Annotated in this window: 20 protein-coding genes; 4 read left to right on the top strand and 16 right to left on the bottom strand. The window is 69.1% G+C overall.

The features are described from left to right. Nucleotides 1-61: 61 nt before the first annotated feature. Both ACKI2N_RS01140 and argS read right to left on the bottom strand, forming a co-directional pair. The gene (locus ACKI2N_RS01140) at nt 62-817 is read right to left on the bottom strand and encodes an SPOR domain-containing protein (RefSeq protein ID WP_420993955.1); all 756 of its coding nucleotides are present in this window, start codon (nt 815-817) and stop codon (nt 62-64) included. A gap of 97 nt (nt 818-914) precedes the next feature. Then, nucleotides 915-2,708 carry an arginine--tRNA ligase gene (gene argS, locus ACKI2N_RS01135; RefSeq protein WP_420993954.1) on the bottom strand — a complete coding sequence of 598 codons (1,794 nt, stop codon included), beginning with the start codon at nt 2,706-2,708 and terminating at the stop codon, nt 915-917. 272 nt (nt 2,709-2,980) lie between these two features. Here argS and ACKI2N_RS01130 point away from each other — a divergent pair, with 272 nt between their 5' ends. Then, entirely contained in the window at nt 2,981-3,304 is a 324-nt protein-coding gene (locus ACKI2N_RS01130) for a DUF1840 domain-containing protein (protein WP_420993953.1), read from the top strand. Nucleotides 3,305-3,694: 390 nt separating this feature from the next. Here the strand turns inward: ACKI2N_RS01130 and ACKI2N_RS01125 are convergent, their stop codons facing one another. From ACKI2N_RS01125 to ACKI2N_RS01110, 4 genes are all read right to left on the bottom strand, one after another. After that, complete coding sequence (locus tag ACKI2N_RS01125) at nt 3,695-4,297, bottom strand: ferritin-like domain-containing protein (protein ID WP_420993952.1); 603 nt, start codon at nt 4,295-4,297, stop codon at nt 3,695-3,697. A gap of 118 nt (nt 4,298-4,415) precedes the next feature. Next, nucleotides 4,416-4,862, bottom strand: coding sequence for a glycine zipper domain-containing protein (locus ACKI2N_RS01120; protein WP_420993951.1), 447 nt, complete (start codon nt 4,860-4,862; stop codon nt 4,416-4,418). A gap of 84 nt (nt 4,863-4,946) precedes the next feature. Next, nucleotides 4,947-5,108 carry a DUF1328 domain-containing protein gene (locus ACKI2N_RS01115; RefSeq protein WP_020206329.1) on the bottom strand — a complete coding sequence of 54 codons (162 nt, stop codon included), beginning with the start codon at nt 5,106-5,108 and terminating at the stop codon, nt 4,947-4,949. 82 nt (nt 5,109-5,190) lie between these two features. Further along, nucleotides 5,191-5,364 carry a DUF1328 family protein gene (locus ACKI2N_RS01110; protein ID WP_420993950.1) on the bottom strand — a complete coding sequence of 58 codons (174 nt, stop codon included), beginning with the start codon at nt 5,362-5,364 and terminating at the stop codon, nt 5,191-5,193. A 296-nt stretch (nt 5,365-5,660) separates the two neighbouring features. On the opposite strand from ACKI2N_RS01110, the gene ACKI2N_RS01105 reads away from it, so the two are divergent. Then, nucleotides 5,661-7,181 carry a CHASE3 domain-containing protein gene (locus ACKI2N_RS01105; protein WP_420993949.1) on the top strand — a complete coding sequence of 507 codons (1,521 nt, stop codon included), beginning with the start codon at nt 5,661-5,663 and terminating at the stop codon, nt 7,179-7,181. Nucleotides 7,182-7,257: 76 nt separating this feature from the next. Here ACKI2N_RS01105 and ACKI2N_RS01100 read toward each other — a convergent pair whose 3' ends face one another. The 6 genes from ACKI2N_RS01100 to ACKI2N_RS01075 form a co-directional block, all read right to left on the bottom strand. Next, entirely contained in the window at nt 7,258-7,401 is a 144-nt protein-coding gene (locus tag ACKI2N_RS01100) for an entericidin A/B family lipoprotein (protein ID WP_420993948.1), read from the bottom strand. 89 nt (nt 7,402-7,490) lie between these two features. After that, entirely contained in the window at nt 7,491-7,898 is a 408-nt protein-coding gene (locus tag ACKI2N_RS01095) for a response regulator (RefSeq protein WP_420993947.1), read from the bottom strand. Between the two features lie 100 nt (nt 7,899-7,998). Then, nucleotides 7,999-8,631 carry a response regulator gene (locus ACKI2N_RS01090; protein WP_420993946.1) on the bottom strand — a complete coding sequence of 211 codons (633 nt, stop codon included), beginning with the start codon at nt 8,629-8,631 and terminating at the stop codon, nt 7,999-8,001. Between the two features lie 231 nt (nt 8,632-8,862). After that, nucleotides 8,863-9,180 (bottom strand): hypothetical protein, encoded by a 318-nt coding sequence (locus ACKI2N_RS01085; RefSeq protein ID WP_420993945.1) that lies wholly within the window; start codon nt 9,178-9,180, stop codon nt 8,863-8,865. Between the two features lie 239 nt (nt 9,181-9,419). Beyond that, nucleotides 9,420-12,167 carry a methionine synthase gene (gene metH, locus ACKI2N_RS01080; RefSeq protein WP_420993944.1) on the bottom strand — a complete coding sequence of 916 codons (2,748 nt, stop codon included), beginning with the start codon at nt 12,165-12,167 and terminating at the stop codon, nt 9,420-9,422. A gap of 41 nt (nt 12,168-12,208) precedes the next feature. Then, nucleotides 12,209-13,300, bottom strand: a complete 1,092-nt coding sequence (locus tag ACKI2N_RS01075) for a homocysteine S-methyltransferase family protein (RefSeq protein ID WP_420993943.1) — start codon at nt 13,298-13,300, stop codon at nt 12,209-12,211. A 176-nt stretch (nt 13,301-13,476) separates the two neighbouring features. Between ACKI2N_RS01075 and ACKI2N_RS01070 the strand changes: the two genes are divergently transcribed. Next, nucleotides 13,477-13,869, top strand: a complete 393-nt coding sequence (locus ACKI2N_RS01070) for a rhodanese-like domain-containing protein (protein ID WP_420993942.1) — start codon at nt 13,477-13,479, stop codon at nt 13,867-13,869. 176 nt (nt 13,870-14,045) lie between these two features. Here ACKI2N_RS01070 and ACKI2N_RS01065 read toward each other — a convergent pair whose 3' ends face one another. From ACKI2N_RS01065 to ACKI2N_RS01050, 4 genes are all read right to left on the bottom strand, one after another. Beyond that, nucleotides 14,046-14,303 carry a BTH_I0359 family protein gene (locus ACKI2N_RS01065; RefSeq protein ID WP_017227282.1) on the bottom strand — a complete coding sequence of 86 codons (258 nt, stop codon included), beginning with the start codon at nt 14,301-14,303 and terminating at the stop codon, nt 14,046-14,048. Between the two features lie 235 nt (nt 14,304-14,538). After that, complete coding sequence (pcaD, locus tag ACKI2N_RS01060; protein ID WP_420993941.1) at nt 14,539-15,384, bottom strand: 3-oxoadipate enol-lactonase; 846 nt, start codon at nt 15,382-15,384, stop codon at nt 14,539-14,541. A gap of 34 nt (nt 15,385-15,418) precedes the next feature. Next, nucleotides 15,419-16,510 (bottom strand): DUF3108 domain-containing protein, encoded by a 1,092-nt coding sequence (locus tag ACKI2N_RS01055; RefSeq protein ID WP_420993940.1) that lies wholly within the window; start codon nt 16,508-16,510, stop codon nt 15,419-15,421. Beyond that, nucleotides 16,452-17,306, bottom strand: a complete 855-nt coding sequence (locus tag ACKI2N_RS01050; RefSeq protein ID WP_420993939.1) for an IclR family transcriptional regulator — start codon at nt 17,304-17,306, stop codon at nt 16,452-16,454. The genes ACKI2N_RS01055 and ACKI2N_RS01050 overlap by 59 nt, the downstream gene beginning before the upstream one ends. A gap of 274 nt (nt 17,307-17,580) precedes the next feature. Here ACKI2N_RS01050 and ACKI2N_RS01045 point away from each other — a divergent pair, with 274 nt between their 5' ends. Then, the gene (locus ACKI2N_RS01045) at nt 17,581-18,636 is read left to right on the top strand and encodes a Bug family tripartite tricarboxylate transporter substrate binding protein (RefSeq protein ID WP_420994133.1); all 1,056 of its coding nucleotides are present in this window, start codon (nt 17,581-17,583) and stop codon (nt 18,634-18,636) included. Nucleotides 18,637-18,689 lie beyond the last annotated feature (53 nt).

Genomic DNA, 18,689 nt, shown 5'->3' with positions numbered 1-18,689 from the left:
CGTATGACAGCGGCCGGGCGCGCCGGTTCAGCGGCGGCGCCGCGGGGTTGGTTACGGTTGCTTACTGCTTGGTGAAGCGGATGACCGAGGCCTCGAAACCCGACGACTGCAGGCGGTCGCGCGAGCGGTTCATGTCTTCGATCTTGTTGTACGGCCCCAGGCGCACGCGGTAGAGCTTGACGCCGTTGACGTCGCGCTCGGTCACCTTGGCCTCGAAGCCCTGCATGGCCAGGTTGGCCTTCTGGCGGTCGGCGTCGTCCTGCGAGCGGAAGGCGCCCACCTGCAGCAGATAGCCCACCTTGTTGGCGTCGGCCTGGGCGATCTCGGCGATGGGATCGGCGACCGGTTTCTCGGCGGGCTTTTCGGCCGGTTTCTCGGCGGGTTTCTGCGCGACCGCGGCGGGCTTGTCCGCCGGCTTCTCGGCCGGCCGCTCGACCGGCTTGTCCGCCGGGCGGGTGGCGACCACCGGTGGCTCCGGGCGCTCGGCCGGGCGGACCGTGGGCGCCGGGCCGGCGGGCTGGTCGGGCTCCGCGGCGGGGCCGACCGGCTTGGCCGGGGTCTTGCTCCACAGCGGCTTGTTGGGGTCGCTCGGGGCTTCCTGCGCCGGAGCGGGCAGGTTGCTGACGACGTTGCCGGGCTCGGCCTGCTTCTGCCCGCCCTTCTGCTGGAATGGCGCGGGGGAGCGGGTGATGTACAAGGCGACCACCACCGCGATCGCCAGGCCGACGATCAGGCCCAGCACCAGTCCCAGGAACGTACCGCCGCGCTGCGGAGCGCGGCTGGCATGGCGCGGGGCGCGCTTGCGTTGCTGTTGCATGAATTCCTCTTGCGTGATGGCGCGATTATAGAGCCTGCGCCGTGTCACGCATCAGTGTCTGTGGTCAGGACGACACGCGGCCGCGGTAAGCGCGGGCTTACATCCGCTGCGGCGCGGACACGCCGATCACCGCCAGGCCGTTGCGCAGCACTTGGCGCGTGGCGGCCAGCAGCGCCAGGCGCGCCAGCTTGACCGGCTCGTCGTCCACCAGCACGCGGTCGGCGTTGTAGAAGGCGTGGAAATCGCCGGCCAGGTCGCGCAGGTAGAAGGCAACCGCATGCGGCGCCAGCTCGGCCGCGGCGGCGGCCAGCATGTCCGGGAACTCGGCCAGGCGCTGGCCCAGCGCGAGCGCCTGCGGGCTGGCCTCGGCGCCGGTCACCGGCGCCAGGTCGGTGCCGGCCAGCGCGGCGAGCTTCGCTTCCCAGCCGGCGCCGCCCCACGACTCGAAGATCGAGCAGATGCGGGCATGGGCGTACTGCACGTAGTACACCGGGTTCTCGTCGTTCTGCTTGAGCGCGAGGTCGACGTCGAACACGAATTCCGTATCCGCCTTGCGCGACAGCAGGAAGAAGCGCACCGCGTCGCGCCCGCGCGTGAAGTGCGACGGCCAGTCGGCCACGCCCGCCTCCAGGCAGCCGCGGATGGTCTCGCCGCCCTCGGCGCCGTTGCTCCACTCGATCAGGTCGCGCACGGTCACGTAGGAGCCGGCGCGCTTGGAGATCTTGACCTCCTCGCCGTTGCGCATGACGGTGACCATCTTGTGCAGCACGTAGTCGGGATAGCCGACCGGGATGCCGATCTCCAGGCCCTGCAGGCCGGCGCGCACGCGCGCGATGGTGCCGTGGTGGTCGCTGCCCTGCACGTTGATGACCTTGGCGAAGCCGCGCTCCCACTTGGTGGTGTGGTAGGCCACGTCCGGCACGAAGTAGGTATAGGTGCCGTCGCCCTTGCGCATGACGCGGTCCTTGTCGTCGCCGTCGTCGGTGGTGCGCAGCCACAGCGCGCCTTCGCTTTCGTAGGTCTTGCCCTTGGCGATCAGCGACTGCACGGCGGCTTCCACCTTGCCGTCGGTGTACAGCGAGGACTCCAGGTAGTAGCGGTCGAACTTGACGCCGAAGGCGCGCAGGTCGATGTCCTGCTCGTTGCGCAGGTAGGCCACGGCGAACTTGCGGATCGAGTCGAGGTCCTCGACGTTGCCCGAGGCCGTCACCTCGTCGCCGTCGGACGCGCGCACGCGCTTGCCGGCCAGGAAGTCGGCGGCGATGTCAGCGATGTAGTCGCCGTTGTAGGCCGACTCGGGCCAGCCCGCGTCGCCGGGCTTGAGGCCGCGCGCGCGCGCCTGCACCGAAACCGCCAGGGTCTGGATCTGCACGCCGGCGTCGTTGTAGTAGAACTCGCGGTGCACGGCGAAGCCCTGCCAGTCCAGCAGGTTGGCCAGCGCGTCGCCCAGCGCCGCCTGGCGGCCGTGGCCGACGTGCAGCGGCCCGGTCGGGTTGGCCGAGACGAACTCCACCAGCACCTGGCCGCGCACGCCCTGCTCCTGGGCGCCGTAGCGGTCGCCCTGCTGCAGCACCGCGCGCAGCACCTCGGCCTTGGCGGCCGGCGTCAGGCGCAGGTTGATGAAGCCCGGCCCGGCGATCTCCATGCCGGCCACCAGCCCGGCGGTGCGCGCATCGGCCTGCACGGCGTCGACGATCTGCTGGGCCAGCTCGCGCGGGTTGCGCTTGAGCGCGCGGGCAACCTGCATGGCCAGGTTGCAGGCGAGGTCGCCGTGGGCGGCGGCCTTGGGGCGCTCGAAGGTGGCCGCGGGCAGCGCGGCGTCGGCCGGGGCGAGGGCGCGCACGGCGTCGTTGAACGCGGCGGCAAGGTTGGTGGTCTGAACAGGCAGCATGGATGTCGTGGCCCTGGGGCGGTTATACGGGCACCGGCACGGTACCGGCGCGTGATACCGGCGCGGCAGTCCGCCGTGGCGGCACCGTCACGCCGCGGCATGTGGACGCCGCGCCGCGTGGCAGGCAATGAATTGCAGAACGCGGGATTTTATCAGGTGCTATGCTGACATCATGCAGCGTGCCCGAAACCGGCCGCTACGCGCCCCCGCCCGGGTTCCGGGCCACGCCGCGCGGTCTTGTCATTTCGCTGTCGCCAAGGAAAGGAAACATCATGCTGATCACCTTCAAATCCCATGCGGCGCAGGACCTCATCATGATGAAGGATCTTGCCGTGACGCTCCTCGGGATTATCGGCAAGCACCTGGGAGAACGCGGGGTGATCACCGCCGAAGAGTTGCCGCGCGCCATCCACAAGCTCGAAGCCGCGGTGACCGACGCCAAGCGGGCGCACCCGGCGGAGTCGTCGGTATCGCCGGACCACCGCCACGACGAGGACGAGGAGGAACCGCTGCACCTGGGCCAGCGCGCCTTTCCTTTCCTGGACATGTTGCGCGCCTCGCAGCGCGAGAACACCGAAGTGATGTGGGGAGTCTAGGCCGCCCCGCCGCTCCCGCCTTCCTGCCCGCCCGGCCTGCCGAAGCCCGCTGACGCGGGCTTTGTCGCATCTTGCCCTCGCGACGGCGTTCGCAACGCCGGCCGGCGGCGAAAAAAAGAAGCCCGGCCGGGGCCGGCCAGGCTTGCCGGATCAGGGAGCAGATCCGGAAGGGGGTGAGGATGAAAGGTGAGCGAGGCCGGGCGCCGTTCTTTTGGTGGCGCTTTAGGCACTTATGATGCGCCGCCATGCGCTCGCCGCCGCCGGCCGGTCAGCCCCCTGGGGTCAGCCCCCTGGGGTCAGCCCCCTGGGGTCAGCCCCCTGGGGTCAGCCCCCTGGGGTCAGCCTTTGGGGTCAGCCTTTGGGGTCAGCCACTGCGGTCAGCCCCCGCGGTCAGCCCTTGTCCAGCATGTCGGCCAGTTCGTCGGCGTGCTCTTCTTCCACGGCGAGGATTTCCTCGAGCATGCGGCGCGTGGTCGGGTCGCGCTCGCCGATGTACTGCACCATCTCGAGGTAGCTCTCGATGGCGATGCGCTCGGCGACCAGGTTCTCCTTGATCATGTCCGTGAGCGACTTGCCTTCGACATATTCGGAGTGGCTGCGCACCGACAGCGTGTCGGGGGCGAAATCGGGCTCGCCGCCCAGCTGCACGATGCGCGCGGCGATGCGGTCGGCGTGGGCCTGCTCCTCGTCCGAATGCACCTTGAATTCGGCGGCGATGGGCTCGGCATGGATGCCCTTGGCCATGAAGTAGTGGCGGCGGTAGCGCAGCACGCAGACCAGTTCGGTGGCCAGCGCCTCGTTGAGCAGCTTGAGCACCGTGGCGCGGTCGGCGTCGTAGTTCTGCGTCACGGCGCCGTCGTCGATGTGCTGGCGCGCGCGCTCGCGCAGCGTCTTCACGTCGCTCAGGAAGCCGCCGGCGGCGCCCTTTCCGTTACTGGCACTGGGGGGTGCCGCGCCTTTGTCTGCGGGTTTTTCGGTGACAGGGGTGTCCATGGCGGTGATGCTCCTGGGGGATGCGGGAAAGGCCTCTACTTGCCGGCCTGGAGGCGCGGCCGCGGGCCTGGATAGCGGCGGGCGCGCCCTGGTGGCCGGGCGCCCGCCGCGCGGTGCTTCAGTTGCCGTTGCCGCTGCCGGAGCGGCCGTTGACCGCCAGCAGCAGGCCGATGAAGGCGCCGACCGCGGCGGCGATGCCGATCGCCTTGAGCGGCGACTCCACCACGCGCTGCTGCACGCCTTCCACGGCATGGTCGACCTGCTCGCGGGCGCGGCTGGCACCCTCGAGCGTGGCCTGGCGCAGGTGGTCGCCGAGCGCGCGGGCGCGGTCCTGCAGGCGCCGCCCGGCCTGCACGGCTTCGGACGACCCTTCACGCCCCAGCACTTCCACGGTGTGTTCGAGCTGCGCGATCAGCGAGCGCACTTCCTCGGCCACCGGGCCGGCGGCCTCGCGCGCAGCGCCGCGGGTGTCGCGCGCGGCATGCCGCATCTGGCGCACCGTGTTGCCGGCGCTGTCGGCCAGGTGCGTGAATTCTTTTCGGACCTTCGGGTTGTGGGTCAGCATCGGTCTATCTCCATTGACTGTCTTGGCTGCCGCTTGCGGCAGGCAGTGGCGCGGAGTGCGGCGCGCCTGACCGCGCCGCCCCGCCTATCGCCTGACCAGGCTGATGACGAAGGTCACCAGCGCGACCACCAGGAAGATGAAGAACAGGATCTTGGCGATCTCGACAGCCCCCGCGGCGATGCCGCCGAAGCCGAACAGCGCGGCGATCAGGGCGATGACGAAAAATACGAGTGCGTAGTGCAACATGATGACGGCTCCCTGGATTGATTGGCCCGCCGTGCGGGCCTTGCGGCGGCTTGCCGCCTGTCCGGTGTCTGTTCCGCGCCGGCTACTTCACCGCCTTGAACACGGTCACGCCCAGCACCAGGAACAGCACGAACAGCACCACGAAGATAAAGAACAGCACCTTGGCGATGCCGGCGGCGCCGGCGGCAATGCCGGTGAAGCCGAGCAGGCCGGCGATCACGGAAACCACTGCAAAGATCAGTGCCCACTTGAGCATCGACGTTCTCCTTGTGCGCTGTCCGGCTTGCGCGGAAGGCGCAAGCTCATGGAACCATGGTAGAAACCGCGCCCCGGCGCAGGCACCCCTGCCCCACCGATTCACGTGTCAGTGGATTCCTACAGTGCCAGCGCCGGCGCGGGTTCGCGGGCGGCGGCGGCGCACGGCCGGTTGACCGGGCGGCGCCGATGTGCTTCCATCGTCGCCGACAGGGTGCGCGGCCGCCACGCCCCTCCAGCCGGCGCCGGCGCGCGCCGGCGGGCGGCACCGGCCCGCCCCGACATCGGGAAACGACAATGTTCAAGCAGTCCATGCTGCGCTCCACGCTGCTGCTGGCTGGCGGCATCTTGCTCACCGTGGTGGTGTTGATGGCTTCCGAGGCCGGCAACATCCGCCTGCGCGAGGGCTATACCCAGGTGATCCAGTCACAGCAGGTGCAAAGCCAGATCACCTCGCTGATCGGCGAGCTGGTCAATGCCGAAGCCGGCCAGCGCGGCTTCCTGCTGACCGGCAAGGAAACCTACCTGCAGCCCTACTACCAGGCCCTGCCGCGCATCAACGCGCTGATGAGCGCGCTGCGCAACCGCTATGCCGACGACCCCGAGTCGCTCAAGCTGTTCACCGCGGCCTCCACCGCCGTCAACCGCAAGCTCACCGAGATGGACCTGACGCTGATCTACGGCAAGCGCGACGTGGAGGTGGCGCTCGACCTGGTGCGCACGGACTTCGGCAAGCAGACCATGGACAATGCGCGGCGCGGGCTCGAGACCCTGCTCGCGCGCGAGTCCGCCTCGGTATCGCGCAGCCTGGAGTACGCCGACCGCGACCTGGCGCTGTCGCGCTACGGCATCGGCCTGCTCACGGCCATCAATATCGTGCTGCTGATCGTGGTGGGGCTGCAGCACTCGCGCCGCATGGCGGTGTCGGAAGCCGCGCGCAGCGAGCTGGAAGAGGAAAGCGCGCGGCTGGAGCGCATGGTGCGCGCGCGCACGCGCCAGCTCTCGGCGCTGGCCTCCCACCTGCAGCGCGTCACCGAGGACGAGAAGACGCGCCTGGCGCGCGAGCTGCACGACGAGCTCGGCGCCATCCTGACCGCCGCCAAGCTCGACATGCACTGGGTGCGCCGGCGCGTGGAAGACACCCATCCCGACGTGAAGGAGAAGCTCACCCGCGTGATGCTGCACGTCGACCAGGGCATCCAGATCAAGCGGCGCCTGATCGAAGACCTGCGCCCCACGGTGCTGCTCAACCTGGGCCTGAAGGAGGCCATCGGCCAGCTGGTCGAGGAAGTGGCCGCGCGCAACCAGTGGGAAGCCGACGTGCTGCTCAGCGAAAACGTGCCGCCGCTGCGCGACGATGCCGCCATCGCGCTCTACCGCATCGTGCAGGAGTCGCTGACCAATGCCAGCAAGTACGCCGAGGCGCAACGCGTGCTCATCACGCTGGACAACGCCGACGGCGTGCTCACGCTGGAGGTGGGCGACAACGGCCGCGGCCTGCCGGAGGATTTCGAGACGCGCCGCACGGCGGGGCACCACGGCCTGCTGGGCATGGAGCAGCGCGTGATCGCGCTCGGCGGCACCATCGACATCCGCTCGAAGCCGGGGGCCGGCGTGACCATTCACGTGGAGGTGCCGCTGACCGACGCCATCGTGGCGCCGGTGCGCCACGACGACGAGGCATTCGGCGACGCGCCGGAAGCACAGCAGGCGCGGGCTGCGCCGGAAACGCTGGAAGCACCCGCGGCTCCGCAAACCCCGGCGCCCGCAAGCGAGTCCGCGGCGCCGGCCGCCGGGACGCCGCGCGCCCAGGACTGACGCGGCGCTGCGGAACAGTAGCGCAAACGAAAACGGCGGGCGCCTTGGCGTCCGCCGTTTTCGTTTGCCGCCAGCCTTACATCTTCTGCTTGGTATCGTCGGCGGCGCCCTGCATCTTCTCGCCGCCGCGCTCGATATCCTTGCCTGCGCCGGCCACGGTATTGCAGCCGGTCACCAGGACGACGCCCGCGAGGGCGAACAACGCCATCAGCTTTCTCATGATTTTCTCCTTCCTTGGTTGACGCGGCGTTGCCGCGCTGGGAACTGCATCGAAGCGGAATACCGGAATACCGTCAACCCGCCATCCGCTCAGGCGCGCGCCTGCGCGTATTCCTCGATGACGCGGAACACCTGCTCGAGCTCGAGCGACTTGTCGAAGAAATAGTCCGCTCCCGCCTCGGCGCACTGGCGCCGGTAGGTCGGCACCTGGGCATGGTTGGTGTACACGATGCGGATGCCCGATGGCTCGGTCTTCTGCAGCGCGCGCAGGACATTGATGCCATTGCCCTGCCGCAGTTGCAGGTCGACGATGACGACCTCGTACTTGCCCGCCCCATAGAGGCGCAGCGCCGAGCTTTCGGTATCCGCCCAATCCACGGCCTCGACGAACGGAAACGCGTTCAGGTACTCGAGCAACATACCCCGCAGGACCGCCGAGTCCTCAATGAGCAGGACCCGCAGCGCGCGATACGAAGAGGCCGCAGCTTGATCCGACATGATTCAATGGTAGCAACTGAGTATAGAAAAGGACTATCGGCGTCCGTCCTACAGGGGTGTCGGGCAATCGGCGGTTCCGCCGCCGCGGCCGGTGCGGCGCCTACTCCACCAGCCCGTTCTTGATCGCATAGTAGGTCAGGTCCGCGTTGGTCTTCATGCCCATCTTTTCGAGGATGCGCGAGCGGTACGTGCTGACGGTCTTGACGCTGAGAAACAGTTCGTCGGCGATCACGGACACCGACTGTCCGCGCGACAGCTTGCAGAAGATCTGGAACTCCCGCTTGGAGAGGGTCTGGTGCAGCGGCTGGTTGGTGGGCTTCTCGAGCCCGCCGATCAGCAGGTCCGCGACCGTCGCGCTGACATAGCGGCGGCCCTGCGCCACGGTGCGGATCGCCTTGACGAGATCGTCGGGCGCGCTTTCCTTGGTCAGGTAGCCGGAGGCCCCAGCGCGGATCAGGTTGATGGCGTACTGGTCTTCGGGGTAGGTGGACAGGATCAGCACCGGCAGGTCGGGATGGCGCTGGCGCAGCATCTTGAGCACGTCGATGCCGTTGCGGTCGGGCATCGAGATGTCGAGCACGACCACGTCGAATTCGCGCTCGCGCAGCCGGGTCATGACTTCGTCGCCGCTGGCAGCTTCCCCTTCCACCCGGATATCGGGTTCGTCGGAAATGAACTGGCGCAGACCGGCGCGCACGATCTGGTGATCGTCGGCGATCAGGACGCGGATCATGGGTGTCTCCCTGGGAGTAGATGCGCCGCTCCGGCGAAACGGCGGGCTGTGCCACTAGAGCAGTGGACTAAGGACATTGTAGTGGTTACAAAGCGGCGCGAATGTCGGTGTAAGACTGACATGCCGCGCCGGCCCCGCAAACGAAAAAGGGACGGAGCCAGGCCCGTCCCTTGTGGTTTGCGGTCCCGCTCCCGTTGCCGGGAAGCGGGAAGCGGGACAAGCCTTCGCTTCTTACTGGACCTTGGCCGCGGCGCCCGTGTCGGCCGCGGCGCTGGTGTCGGTGGCCGCCGCGCCCTTTTTGGCCTTGGCATGGCTGGCGTGCTTGCCGGCCTTGGCCGCGCCCCTGGCGTGCGCGTCGGCGCCCTTGTCCACGCCAGCGTTCACATCCACGCCGGCCGCCACCCCCTTGTCCGCGGGCGCGCCGATCGCGGGCGCCGCCACGGCGCCGGTGGCGCCTGCCTTCGCATCGGCGCCGGTACCTTGCGCCAGGGCCAGCGAGGAAGCGGCGGCGATCGAGAGAGCGGAAAGGGAGATCAGCAGTTTGTTCATGTGAGAAGCTCCTTGCAGTTGCTCCGCGGCGAAACATTCGCCGCGGCATTCACTTGATGTGAGCCCTCAGTCTAGGGACGCCGCGCCGCGCGGTCTGTTAGGAGATGTAATGCCTTGTAAGGAGTGGTGAAGCGCCCGCGCGAGGCCGCCGCGCGGCGGCGCGGGCGCTTTTCCCTGCGTGCCCAACGGCTTGCGGCGGCGCGGCAAGGCAATCCGCCGCGCCGCCGCCGCGGACGCGGTTACAGGTTGGGCGCGAGCGCGCGCTCGAGCACGCTGCGCTCCTCGCCGCGGCGCGCGGCCATGTCGTCGAGCTGGTCCTGGCCGATCTTGCCCACCGAGAAATACGTCGACTCGGGATGCGCGAGATAGAAGCCGCTCACCGACGCGGCCGGCGTCATGGCCAGCGAATCGGTGATGCCCATGCCGATCTCGGCGGCGTTGAGGTAGTCGAACATCGGCGCCTTGACGGTGTGCTCCGGGCAGGCCGGGTAGCCCGGCGCGGGACGGATGCCGCGGTAGCGCTCTTCGATCAGCTGGTCGTTGGTCAGCACCTCGCCGGCGTCGTAGCCCCACAGGTCGCGGCGCACGCGCTCGTGCAGGCATTCGGCGAACGCTTCGGCCAGGCGGTCGGCCAGCGACTTGAGCATGATCGCGCTGTAGTCGTCGTGGTCGGCCTCGAACTGCGCTTCCTTCTTGTCCACGCCGATGCCGGTGGTGACCGCGAACACGCCGATGTAGTCGGCGATGCCGCTGTCCTTCGGCGCGACGAAATCGGCCAGGCAGCGGTTGGGCCGCATCACGCCGTCGATCACCGGGCGCTCGCTCTGCTGGCGCAGGTTGTGCCAGGTCAGCGCGACCTGGCTGCGGGTCTCGTCGGTGTAGATCTCGATGTCGTCGTCGTTGACGGTGTTGGCCGGCAGCAGCGCCAGCACGCCGTTGGCGGTCAGCCAGCGGCCCTGGATCAGGCGCGCCAGCATGGCCTTGCCGTCCGAGAACACGCGGCGCGCGGATTCGCCGACGATCTCGTCGTTGAGGATGTCGGGGAATTTGCCGGCCAGGTCCCAGGTCTGGAAGAACGGCGCCCAGTCGATGTAGTTGGCCAGCTCGGCCAGGTCGTAGTTGCGGAACACGCGCCGCCCGATGAACTTCGGCCGGGGCGGCACGTAGGCGCTCCAGTCGATCCGGGTCTTGTTGGCGCGCGCCTGCGCCAGCGTCACCATCGGCGTGGCCTTGCGGTTGGCGTGCTGGTGGCGGATGCGCTCGTAGTCCGTCTTCAGCTCGTCCAGGTAGCGGGCCGCGCCTTCGTCGGACAGGAGGCTCGAGGCCACGCTGACCGAGCGCGAGGCGTCCGGCACGTAGACCACCGGGCCTTCGTAGTTCGGCGCGATCTTGACCGCCGTGTGCACGCGCGAGGTGGTGGCGCCGCCGATCAGCAGCGGGATCTTCTTGATGCGGAAGTAGTCGTCGCGCTGCATCTCCGCGGCGACGTAGGCCATTTCCTCGAGCGACGGCGTGATCAGCCCGGACAGGCCGACGATGTCCGCGCCCTCGACCTTGGCGCGCGCCAGGATCTCGTTGCACGGGACCATCACGCCCATGTTGACCACTTCGAAGTTGTTGCACTGGAGCACCACCGACACGATGTTCTTGCCGATGTCGTGCACGTCGCCCTTGACGGTGGCGATGATGATCTTGCCGCGCGCCTTGACGTCGCCGCCGGCCTCGGCCAGCAGGCGCTTCTCTTCCTCGATGTAAGGCAGCAGGTGGGCCACCGCCTGCTTCATCACGCGCGCGCTCTTGACCACCTGCGGCAGGAACATCTTGCCGGCGCCGAACAGGTCGCCCACGATGTTCATGCCGTCCATCAGCGGGCCTTCGATCACCTCGATCGGGCGGCCGCCGCGCGCGGCGACCTGCTGGCGCACTTCCTCGGTGTCTTCCACGATGAAGGTGGTGATGCCGTGCACCAGCGCGTGGGACAGGCGGTCCCCGACCGGCACCGGGTTCTCCGGCGTGCCGCGCCACAGCAGGTTCTCTTCCTTCCTGGCGCCGCCGCCCTTGAAGCGGTCGGCGATCTCGAGCAGGCGGTCGGTGGCGTCCTCGCGGCGGTTGAGCACCACGTCTTCCACGCGCTCGCGCAGCTCGGGGTCGAGCTGGTCGTACACGCCGAGCTGGCCGGCGTTGACGATGCCCATGTCCATGCCCGCCTTGATGGCGTGGTACAGGAACACGGTATGGATGGCCTCGCGCACGGCGTCGTTGCCGCGGAACGAGAACGACACGTTGGACACGCCGCCGCTGACCTTGGCGTAGGGCAGGTTGCGCTTGATCCAGGCGGTGGCCTCGATGAAGTCCACCGCGTAGTTGTTGTGCTCCTCGATGCCGGTCGCCACCGCGAAGATGTTCGGGTCGAAGATGATGTCCTCGGGCGGGAAGCCGACTTCGCCCACCAGGATGTCGTAGCTGCGCTTGCAGATCTCGGTCTTGCGCGCGAAGGTGTCGGCCTGGCCTTTCTCGTCGAAGGCCATCACCACGGAAGCGGCGCCGTAGCGGCGGATCAGCTCGGCGTGGTGGCGGAACTGCGCTTCGCCTTCCTTGAGCGAGATCGAATTGACCACGGGCTTGCCCTGCACGCACTGCAGGCCGGCCTCGATCACTTCCCACTTGGACGAGTCCAGCATGATCGGCACGCGCGCGATGTCGGGCTCGGAGGCGATCAGGTTGAGGAACCTCACCATGGCGGCCTTGGAGTCCAGCATGGCCTCGTCCATGTTGATGTCGATGATCTGCGCGCCGTTCTCGACCTGCTGGCGCGCCACCGCCAGCGCCTCGTCGAACTGGCCGTTGAGGATCATGCGCGCGAAGGCCTTGGAGCCGGTGACGTTGGTGCGCTCGCCGACGTTGACGAAGAGGGTGTCCTCGTCGATGGTGAAAGGCTCGAGGCCGGACAGGCGCATCGGGCGCGGCGGCAGGGTATCTTGGGTCATGGCTTGATCTTGTTCTGTGGGCTCGTGGGCGCGCTGCGGGTTCACGCCGCTGCCGCGGCGTCGTCGCGGTACTGGCCGGGCCAGGCGCGCGGCTTGCGGCTGGCCACGCGCTGCGCGATGGCGGCGATATGCTCGGGCGTGGTGCCGCAGCAGCCGCCCACCAGGTTGACCAGTCCGGACGCGGCGAACTCGTCCACCAGCGACGACGTGACCTCCGGGGTTTCGTCGAAGCCGGTGTCGCTCATCGGGTTGGGCAGGCCGGCGTTCGGGTAGCACGACACCGCCGCGTCGCAGATCTTGGCCAGCTCGGCGATATACGGGCGCATCAGCGTGGCGCCGAGCGCGCAGTTCAGGCCGAACGTGATCGGGCGCGCGTGGCGCAGGCTGTTCCAGAACGCTTCCACGGTCTGGCCGGACAGGATGCGGCCGGAGGCGTCGGTCACGGTGCCGGAGATCATCACGGGCAGGCGCTCGCCGGTGTCCTCGAACAGCTGGTCGATGGCGAACAGCGCGGCCTTGGCGTTGAGCGTGTCGAAGATGGTCTCGACCAGGAACACGTCGGCGCCGCCCTCCAGCAGCCCCTTGCCCTGCTCGTAGTAGGACTGGCGCAGTTCCTCGAAGCTCACGTTGCGCGCGCCCGGATCGTTCACGTCCGGCGAGATGCTGGCGGTCTTGGGCGTGGGGCCGAACGCGCCGGCCACGAAGCGCGGCTTGTCCGGCGTGCTGTACTTGTCGCAGGCCGCGCGCGCGAGTTTCGCCGCCTCGACGTTCATCTCGTACGCCAGCTCGGCCATCTTGTAGTCCTCCTGCGCCACGCGCGTGGCGCCGAAGGTGTTGGTCTCGATCAGGTCGGCGCCGGCGGCCAGGTACTGCTCGTGGATCTCGCTGATGACCTGCGGACGGGTGAGCAGCAGCAGTTCGTTGTTGCCCTTGACGTCCACATGGTGGCCGGCGAAGCGCTCGCCGCGGTAGTCGGCCTCGGACAGCTTGTAGCGCTGGATCATGGTGCCCATGGCGCCGTCCAGGATCAGGATGCGCTCGCGCAGCAGCGCGGGCAGGCTGGCCGCGCGGGTATAGGGGCGCGCCGGCGGACGCGCGGCGGACAGCGGGGCGGAACTTGGGGCGGCGCTCATGAGGGGCTTCTGCGGCAGGAAAAGAGGACGATTTTATCAGTTACATCAATGGTTTGCGGATTATGCGCCGCCGCTGCCGGATGCCTTGCGGGCCACCCGGCGGTTGCGGCCCGGCCCGCGCCGGCCCTACACTGCGGAAATCGCCCACCCATCCCCCACCAAGGCAAACCCAGCCCATGCAACACCTCAGTCCCGGCGATGCGCAAGCGCTGCTCGGCGAATCGCCCGACGCGCTTTTCATCGATTGCCGCAGCGAGATGGAATACCTGTTCGTCGGCCACCCCAAGGGCGCGCACAACGTGCCCTGGAACGACGGGCCCGACTGGGAAGTGAACCCGCATTTCGTGCAGGCGGTGAAAAAGCTGGCCGGCCAGGCGTCGGCGCGGCCGGTGCTGCTGATCTGCCGCAGCGGCAACCGCTCGGCGGCCGCCGCGCGCGCGCTCGAAGGCGCCGGCTTCAGCACGGTGTACAGCGTGCTGCATGGCTTCGAGGGCGACCTCGACGCCGAGCGCCATCGCAATACGCTCAACGGCTGGCGCCACGCCGGCCTGCCCTGGGAACAATACTGAACCGGCTGGCCGCGTGCTGACGCGGCGCCGCAAAGCAAAAACAAAAAGCCCGTGCGGTCGAAGGCACGGGCTTTCCTGCTTCGCTCGGATCGGCGCCGGGGGCCGGCCTTCCGCGCGGGGAAGGACGGCGGTCCTGCCGCACGTTCGATGCGTTCAGTCCATCGTTCAGTCCATCATCAGTGCATCACGAGCGGATGGGTCATCACGGTATCGAACTTCCCGAGGAAATCATCCACCTCTTCCACCGACGGCTCGCTTTCGATCAGACGCTTCACGTCCGCGCGAAAGCTCTCGGCCATCTGGCCGCCGAGAAAGATCTCGCGTTTCAGGTTCTTGTCGACGATTTCATAGCCGCCCGAGGCAAGAGGCGCATGCTCGACATCCGCACCAAACTCGACGATGCAATAATTGTCGCTGTTGTAGATCATTTGCATGGCACACCTCCGGGCTGTCATGGGTAAGCGGCGGGCCAATCATTGTTACGTTTGCCGGAATGGTGCCCGACTCCCACCGCGATTTCACCTCCAAGCTGAGGGTGTTCGCCTGGATTTCAAGATTCTGCTTCGGCGAACCGCCTGAGCGACCGCCCTGTCTCCCGACAAAGCGACCCTCACTACGTTGGGCAACGGCGCCCCCGGCAAGTTCTTGAGCCGGGCGTAAAAGATTCTTTCACGGTGCGGCGCATTGCGCACCGCAGGCGGCATTGCCGAGGAATGCGTCGAGCACGGCGTGGAAACGGGCGGCCTGCTCGATATGGGACAAGTGCGCCGCCTGCGGCAGGATCTCTAGCCGCGCGGCCGGAATCGCACCGGCGATCTCGCGCGCCATCGCCGGCGGCGCGCTCTGGTCCTCCTCGCCCGTCACCACCAGCGTGGGGCAATGGATGCGCGCGATGGCGCCGGCCAGGTCGAACGCCATGATCGCCAGCCCCGTGCCGACGTAGCCGTGCACCGGCGTGGCCAGCAGCATCTGCCGTATGCGCCCGGCCTCGTCGGGATGCGCGGCGCGGAACGGCGCGGTCAGCCAGCGCTGCAGCGTGCTGTCGGCCACGCCGGCCATGCCGTGCGCCTCCACCTGGCCGATGCGCTCGTGCCACATCGGGTGCGCTTCGAGCGGCGTGCGGTTGATGGTGTCGACCAGCGTCAGCGACAGCATGCGCTCCGGATAGCGCAGGGCCAGCGTCTGGCCGATCATGCCGCCCACCGAAATGCCGGCGAAGTGCGCCTCCGGCACCTCCAGCGCGTCCATCAGGGCGGCCACGTCGTCGGCCAGCCGGATCATCGAGTAGGCGCCGATCGGCGCGTCGCTCTGGCCGTGGCCGCGCAGGTCGTAGCGCAGCACGCGGTAGCGCGGCGCCAGGTGCCGCGCGGTGGCGTCCCACAAGGTATGGTCGGCGCCGAGGGCGTGCGCCAGGACCACCCAGGGGCCGTCCCCGCCGTCGATGCGCACATGCAGGGTGATGTCGCCGACGCGCACGCGGCGGCTTTCGGCAGGTGGTGGCTGGACGGCGTGCATGACGGGCCTCCGGAAACGGTTACGGCACCATGGATCAGCGCAGCGCTTCGCTGTCGCGGTAGACGAGTTCGATCTGCGTGCCGTCGGGTTCGGTCTGCTGCAGCTTGACCGGCAGCCATTGCAGCGCGGGCGCCAGCCACACTTCCACGCGGCGCCGGTCACCCGGGTGCCGCGGCAGGCGCACGAAATGCTTGGCCCGCACGAAACCCTGGCCGGTATCGACGTCCTCTTCCCCCACATACTGCACCTGCATCGGCTCCAGGTCACGCGTATCGCTCACGTCGAAGGTCTCGGTCACCCCCGGCGCGGCGTAGCGCTGCGGATTGCCGCGCACCATGCCCACCAGTTGGAGGAACACGCTGAAGCGGTCCTGCACGGCGGGCGGCAGCGGCACCTGCTTGTCGCGGCCTTCGAACACCAGCAGGCCGGCCGACCGGTCGAAGCGGGCCGCCTCCACGCGGTTGCGGCGGCTTTCCTCGTAGCGCTCCGGCGCCAGGCCGCGCTCGCCCAGCGCGCCGCTGCTGAAGAAGGCGAAGCGGAACCACAGCACGCGCGTTTCGACGTCCAGCCGGTAGCGGCTGCCGTCGTTGCGCCAGCGGATCAGGCCGTCCGGATTCTGGATGCCGTTGACGAAGCTGGCGTAGTGCAGCAGCGTCGACGGCGGCGCCGCATAGCGCGTATCGTCGGCCGGCGCGGCCGGCGCCGAAGCCGGCGCGGCGGCCGGTGCCGCAATGGCGTTGCCGGCGCCGCCACCGCTTGCGGCGGCCGGCCCGGGCGGGCCGCCGGACAGCGGCGGCGCCTCCGGCGCCGGCTCGGCGGGCGGGATTTCGGGTGGCGCGGCGGGGGCGGGAGCCACCGCCGGCGCCGGGCGATGCTTATGCGCCACGGGCGGCGGCGCCTTTTCCACGGGTGGCGCGGGCGGCGGCAGGAGAACCGCCTCGAGCGCCGGCATGTCGGCGGGGTCCGCATGCGGCCCCGGCAAGTGCATCAGGCCCAGCACCACGCCCAGGTGCACGGCCAGCACCAGCGCGAGCGCCAGCGCCCAGCGCAGGCGGCGCGGGGCAGTTCTATCGGGAGGGCTCGGCGGGGTCGCCGGAACCGTCCGCCCCGTCCGTCGGGCTGCCATCAAGATAACCAAGCTCCGAAGAAATCTGCCGGGCGATGTCGCGCACGCGGCGATCCACCGCTGCGCCCCATTCTGCATCGAATACGCTTTGCGCGCCGAGCACGATGAGCGCCATCGCGACATGCCCGTTGGCGTCGAATACCGGCATCGAGAACGCGTTGATGCCCGGCAGCACGCCGCCCCGGATGCGCGCCGCGCCGTGCGCGCGCACCTCGGCGCAGACCGCGTCGTATTCGGCCAGCGAGCGCGGCAGGCCGGGCAGGTCGTCGTGGCCGCGCTCGGCCAGTTCCCGTTCGACCAGCGGGCGCGTCTGTTGTTTCGGCAGGTAGGCGCCGAACAGCCGGCCGGTGGCGGAGTTGAGCATGGGCATCACGTCGCCCAGGCGCAGGCTCACCGTCACCGGATGGCTGGATTCCTCCCAGTGCACGATGGTCGGGCCGTGGTTGCCCCACACGGCGATGCCGGCGGTCTGGTCGATCTCGTCGCGCAGCTGCGACAGGATCGGGCGCGCCTTCTTGACCGGATCGAGCCGGTTCAGGCCTGCCAGGCCAAGCTGCAGCGCGAACGGCCCGAGGTCGTAGCGGCCGCCCACCGGATCCTGCGCCACCATGCCCAGGCGCTGGAAGCTGACCAGGTAGCGGTGCGCCTTGGCCGGATTCATGTCGGCGGCGGCGGCGAGGTCGCGCAGCATCATCGCGCGCGGCGAGGCGGCCAGCGCCTGCAGCAGTTTGAAGCCGACCTCGATCGACTGGATGCCGGAGCGCAGCTTGGAATCGTCTTCTTCGGGTTCGGTCATGCGGCAACGGGATGGCAAAGCAGAAAAAGGAGCGGGAGCGGAAAACCCGGGGAAAAACCGCCGCGCGGAACGGCGCGGAAGCACGGCGTGCGCCACATATACACCAGAAACGACCAGAAACGCGGCGCCCGTTCAGCCGTGAATTTACTATAGCGAAATCGATTTACCAATTTTTAAACCGCCGGTAGACTTTGGGCGCATGACGAGCCGCCGGCACGACGCCATGCAAGGCACATGGCGCGGCGCGGCCGCCTTCCATCAGGAGACAACCATGATGACCCGCCTCGCGCCCCGCGGCGACGCCGCCGTTTCCGCCTTCCCCGCCTTCCCCGCCTTCCCCGCCCCCCGGTTCCTCCTCGGCCGCGCCCTGCCCCTGCTCGCGCTGCTGGCGCTGGTCCTGGCCGCCGGCCAGCCCGCGCGCGCCGCGGACAACTGGCCCAGCCAGCCGCTGCGCTGGGTGGTGCCCTACCCGGCCGGCGGCGGCACCGACGTGGTGGCGCGCACGCTGGGCCAGGCCATCACGCCGGCGCTGGGCCAGCAGGTGGTGATCGACAACCGTCCCGGCGCCGCCACCATCGTCGGCGCCGACGCGGTGGCGCACGCCAGGCCCGACGGCTACACGCTGCTGACCGCCGACACGGCCACGCTGGCGGCCAACCCCGCGCTCTACAAGAAGCTGCCTTACAACGCTGACAAGGACTTCGTGCATGTCGGCATGGTGGCGCGCTTCCCGCTGATCCTGGTGGCCACGCCGAACTTCCCGGCGCGCACGCTCAAGGAAGCGGTGGAGTACGCGCAGAAGAACCCCGGCAAGGTCAATTTCGCCTCGCCCGGCGCCGGCAGCCCGCACCACCTGGCCATGGAGCTGTTCATGGACCAGACCCGCACGAAGATGACCCATGTGCCCTACAAGGGCGCGGCGCCCGCGGTGCAGGACCTGCTGGCCGGCCAGGTCGACCTGATGTTCCTGGACCTCGCCGCGGGCCAGCAGAACATCGTGGCGGGCAAGGTGCGCGCGCTCGGCGCGGCCACGCCGCGGCGCCTGGCCGCGCTGCCGGCGGTGCCGACCGTGGCCGAGGCCGGCGTGCCCGGCTTCGAGGCCTATGCCTGGCAAGGCGTGGTGGCGCCGGCGGGCACGCCGCGGCCGGTGGTGGCGCGCCTGAACGCCGAACTGGTCAAGGCGCTCGGGAGCCCGGACGTGCAGAAGCGCTTCGAGGGCATCGGCGTGGAGCCGGTGTCCGGCACGCCCGAGGAATTCGCGCAGTACGCGCGCGCGGAATCCGAGCGCTGGGGCAAACTGATCAAGGCCAAGGGCATCACGGTAGACTAGCGGTCGCGCCGCGCCGGCACCGCGAGGATGCGGGGCGCGGCCTTCCGCTTTGT

Origin of the sequence: Cupriavidus sp. 30B13, from assembly GCF_049059565.2 — a bacterium.
In the GTDB taxonomy this organism is placed as follows: Bacteria; Pseudomonadota; Gammaproteobacteria; order Burkholderiales; family Burkholderiaceae; genus Cupriavidus.
The sequence above is the reverse complement of the archived record's forward strand: the minus strand, read 5'-3'. Positions and strand labels throughout refer to the sequence as shown.

Excerpts from the sequence above, each read along its gene's own strand:
- ACKI2N_RS01140 (WP_420993955.1), bottom strand. The coding sequence starts at position 817 with ATGCAACAGCAACGCAAGCGCGCCCCGCGCCATGCCAGCCGCGCTCCG.
- argS (WP_420993954.1), bottom strand. The coding sequence starts at position 2,708 with ATGCTGCCTGTTCAGACCACCAACCTTGCCGCCGCGTTCAACGACGCC.
- ACKI2N_RS01130 (WP_420993953.1), top strand. The coding sequence starts at position 2,981 with ATGCTGATCACCTTCAAATCCCATGCGGCGCAGGACCTCATCATGATG.
- ACKI2N_RS01125 (WP_420993952.1), bottom strand. The coding sequence starts at position 4,297 with ATGGACACCCCTGTCACCGAAAAACCCGCAGACAAAGGCGCGGCACCC.
- ACKI2N_RS01120 (WP_420993951.1), bottom strand. The coding sequence starts at position 4,862 with ATGCTGACCCACAACCCGAAGGTCCGAAAAGAATTCACGCACCTGGCC.
- ACKI2N_RS01115 (WP_020206329.1), bottom strand. The coding sequence starts at position 5,108 with ATGTTGCACTACGCACTCGTATTTTTCGTCATCGCCCTGATCGCCGCG.
- ACKI2N_RS01110 (WP_420993950.1), bottom strand. The coding sequence starts at position 5,364 with ATGCTCAAGTGGGCACTGATCTTTGCAGTGGTTTCCGTGATCGCCGGC.
- ACKI2N_RS01105 (WP_420993949.1), top strand. The coding sequence starts at position 5,661 with ATGTTCAAGCAGTCCATGCTGCGCTCCACGCTGCTGCTGGCTGGCGGC.
- ACKI2N_RS01100 (WP_420993948.1), bottom strand. The coding sequence starts at position 7,401 with ATGAGAAAGCTGATGGCGTTGTTCGCCCTCGCGGGCGTCGTCCTGGTG.
- ACKI2N_RS01095 (WP_420993947.1), bottom strand. The coding sequence starts at position 7,898 with ATGTCGGATCAAGCTGCGGCCTCTTCGTATCGCGCGCTGCGGGTCCTG.
- ACKI2N_RS01090 (WP_420993946.1), bottom strand. The coding sequence starts at position 8,631 with ATGATCCGCGTCCTGATCGCCGACGATCACCAGATCGTGCGCGCCGGT.
- ACKI2N_RS01085 (WP_420993945.1), bottom strand. The coding sequence starts at position 9,180 with ATGAACAAACTGCTGATCTCCCTTTCCGCTCTCTCGATCGCCGCCGCT.
- metH (WP_420993944.1), bottom strand. The coding sequence starts at position 12,167 with ATGACCCAAGATACCCTGCCGCCGCGCCCGATGCGCCTGTCCGGCCTC.
- ACKI2N_RS01075 (WP_420993943.1), bottom strand. The coding sequence starts at position 13,300 with ATGAGCGCCGCCCCAAGTTCCGCCCCGCTGTCCGCCGCGCGTCCGCCG.
- ACKI2N_RS01070 (WP_420993942.1), top strand. The coding sequence starts at position 13,477 with ATGCAACACCTCAGTCCCGGCGATGCGCAAGCGCTGCTCGGCGAATCG.
- ACKI2N_RS01065 (WP_017227282.1), bottom strand. The coding sequence starts at position 14,303 with ATGCAAATGATCTACAACAGCGACAATTATTGCATCGTCGAGTTTGGT.
- pcaD (WP_420993941.1), bottom strand. The coding sequence starts at position 15,384 with ATGCACGCCGTCCAGCCACCACCTGCCGAAAGCCGCCGCGTGCGCGTC.
- ACKI2N_RS01055 (WP_420993940.1), bottom strand. The coding sequence starts at position 16,510 with ATGGCAGCCCGACGGACGGGGCGGACGGTTCCGGCGACCCCGCCGAGC.
- ACKI2N_RS01050 (WP_420993939.1), bottom strand. The coding sequence starts at position 17,306 with ATGACCGAACCCGAAGAAGACGATTCCAAGCTGCGCTCCGGCATCCAG.
- ACKI2N_RS01045 (WP_420994133.1), top strand. The coding sequence starts at position 17,581 with ATGACCCGCCTCGCGCCCCGCGGCGACGCCGCCGTTTCCGCCTTCCCC.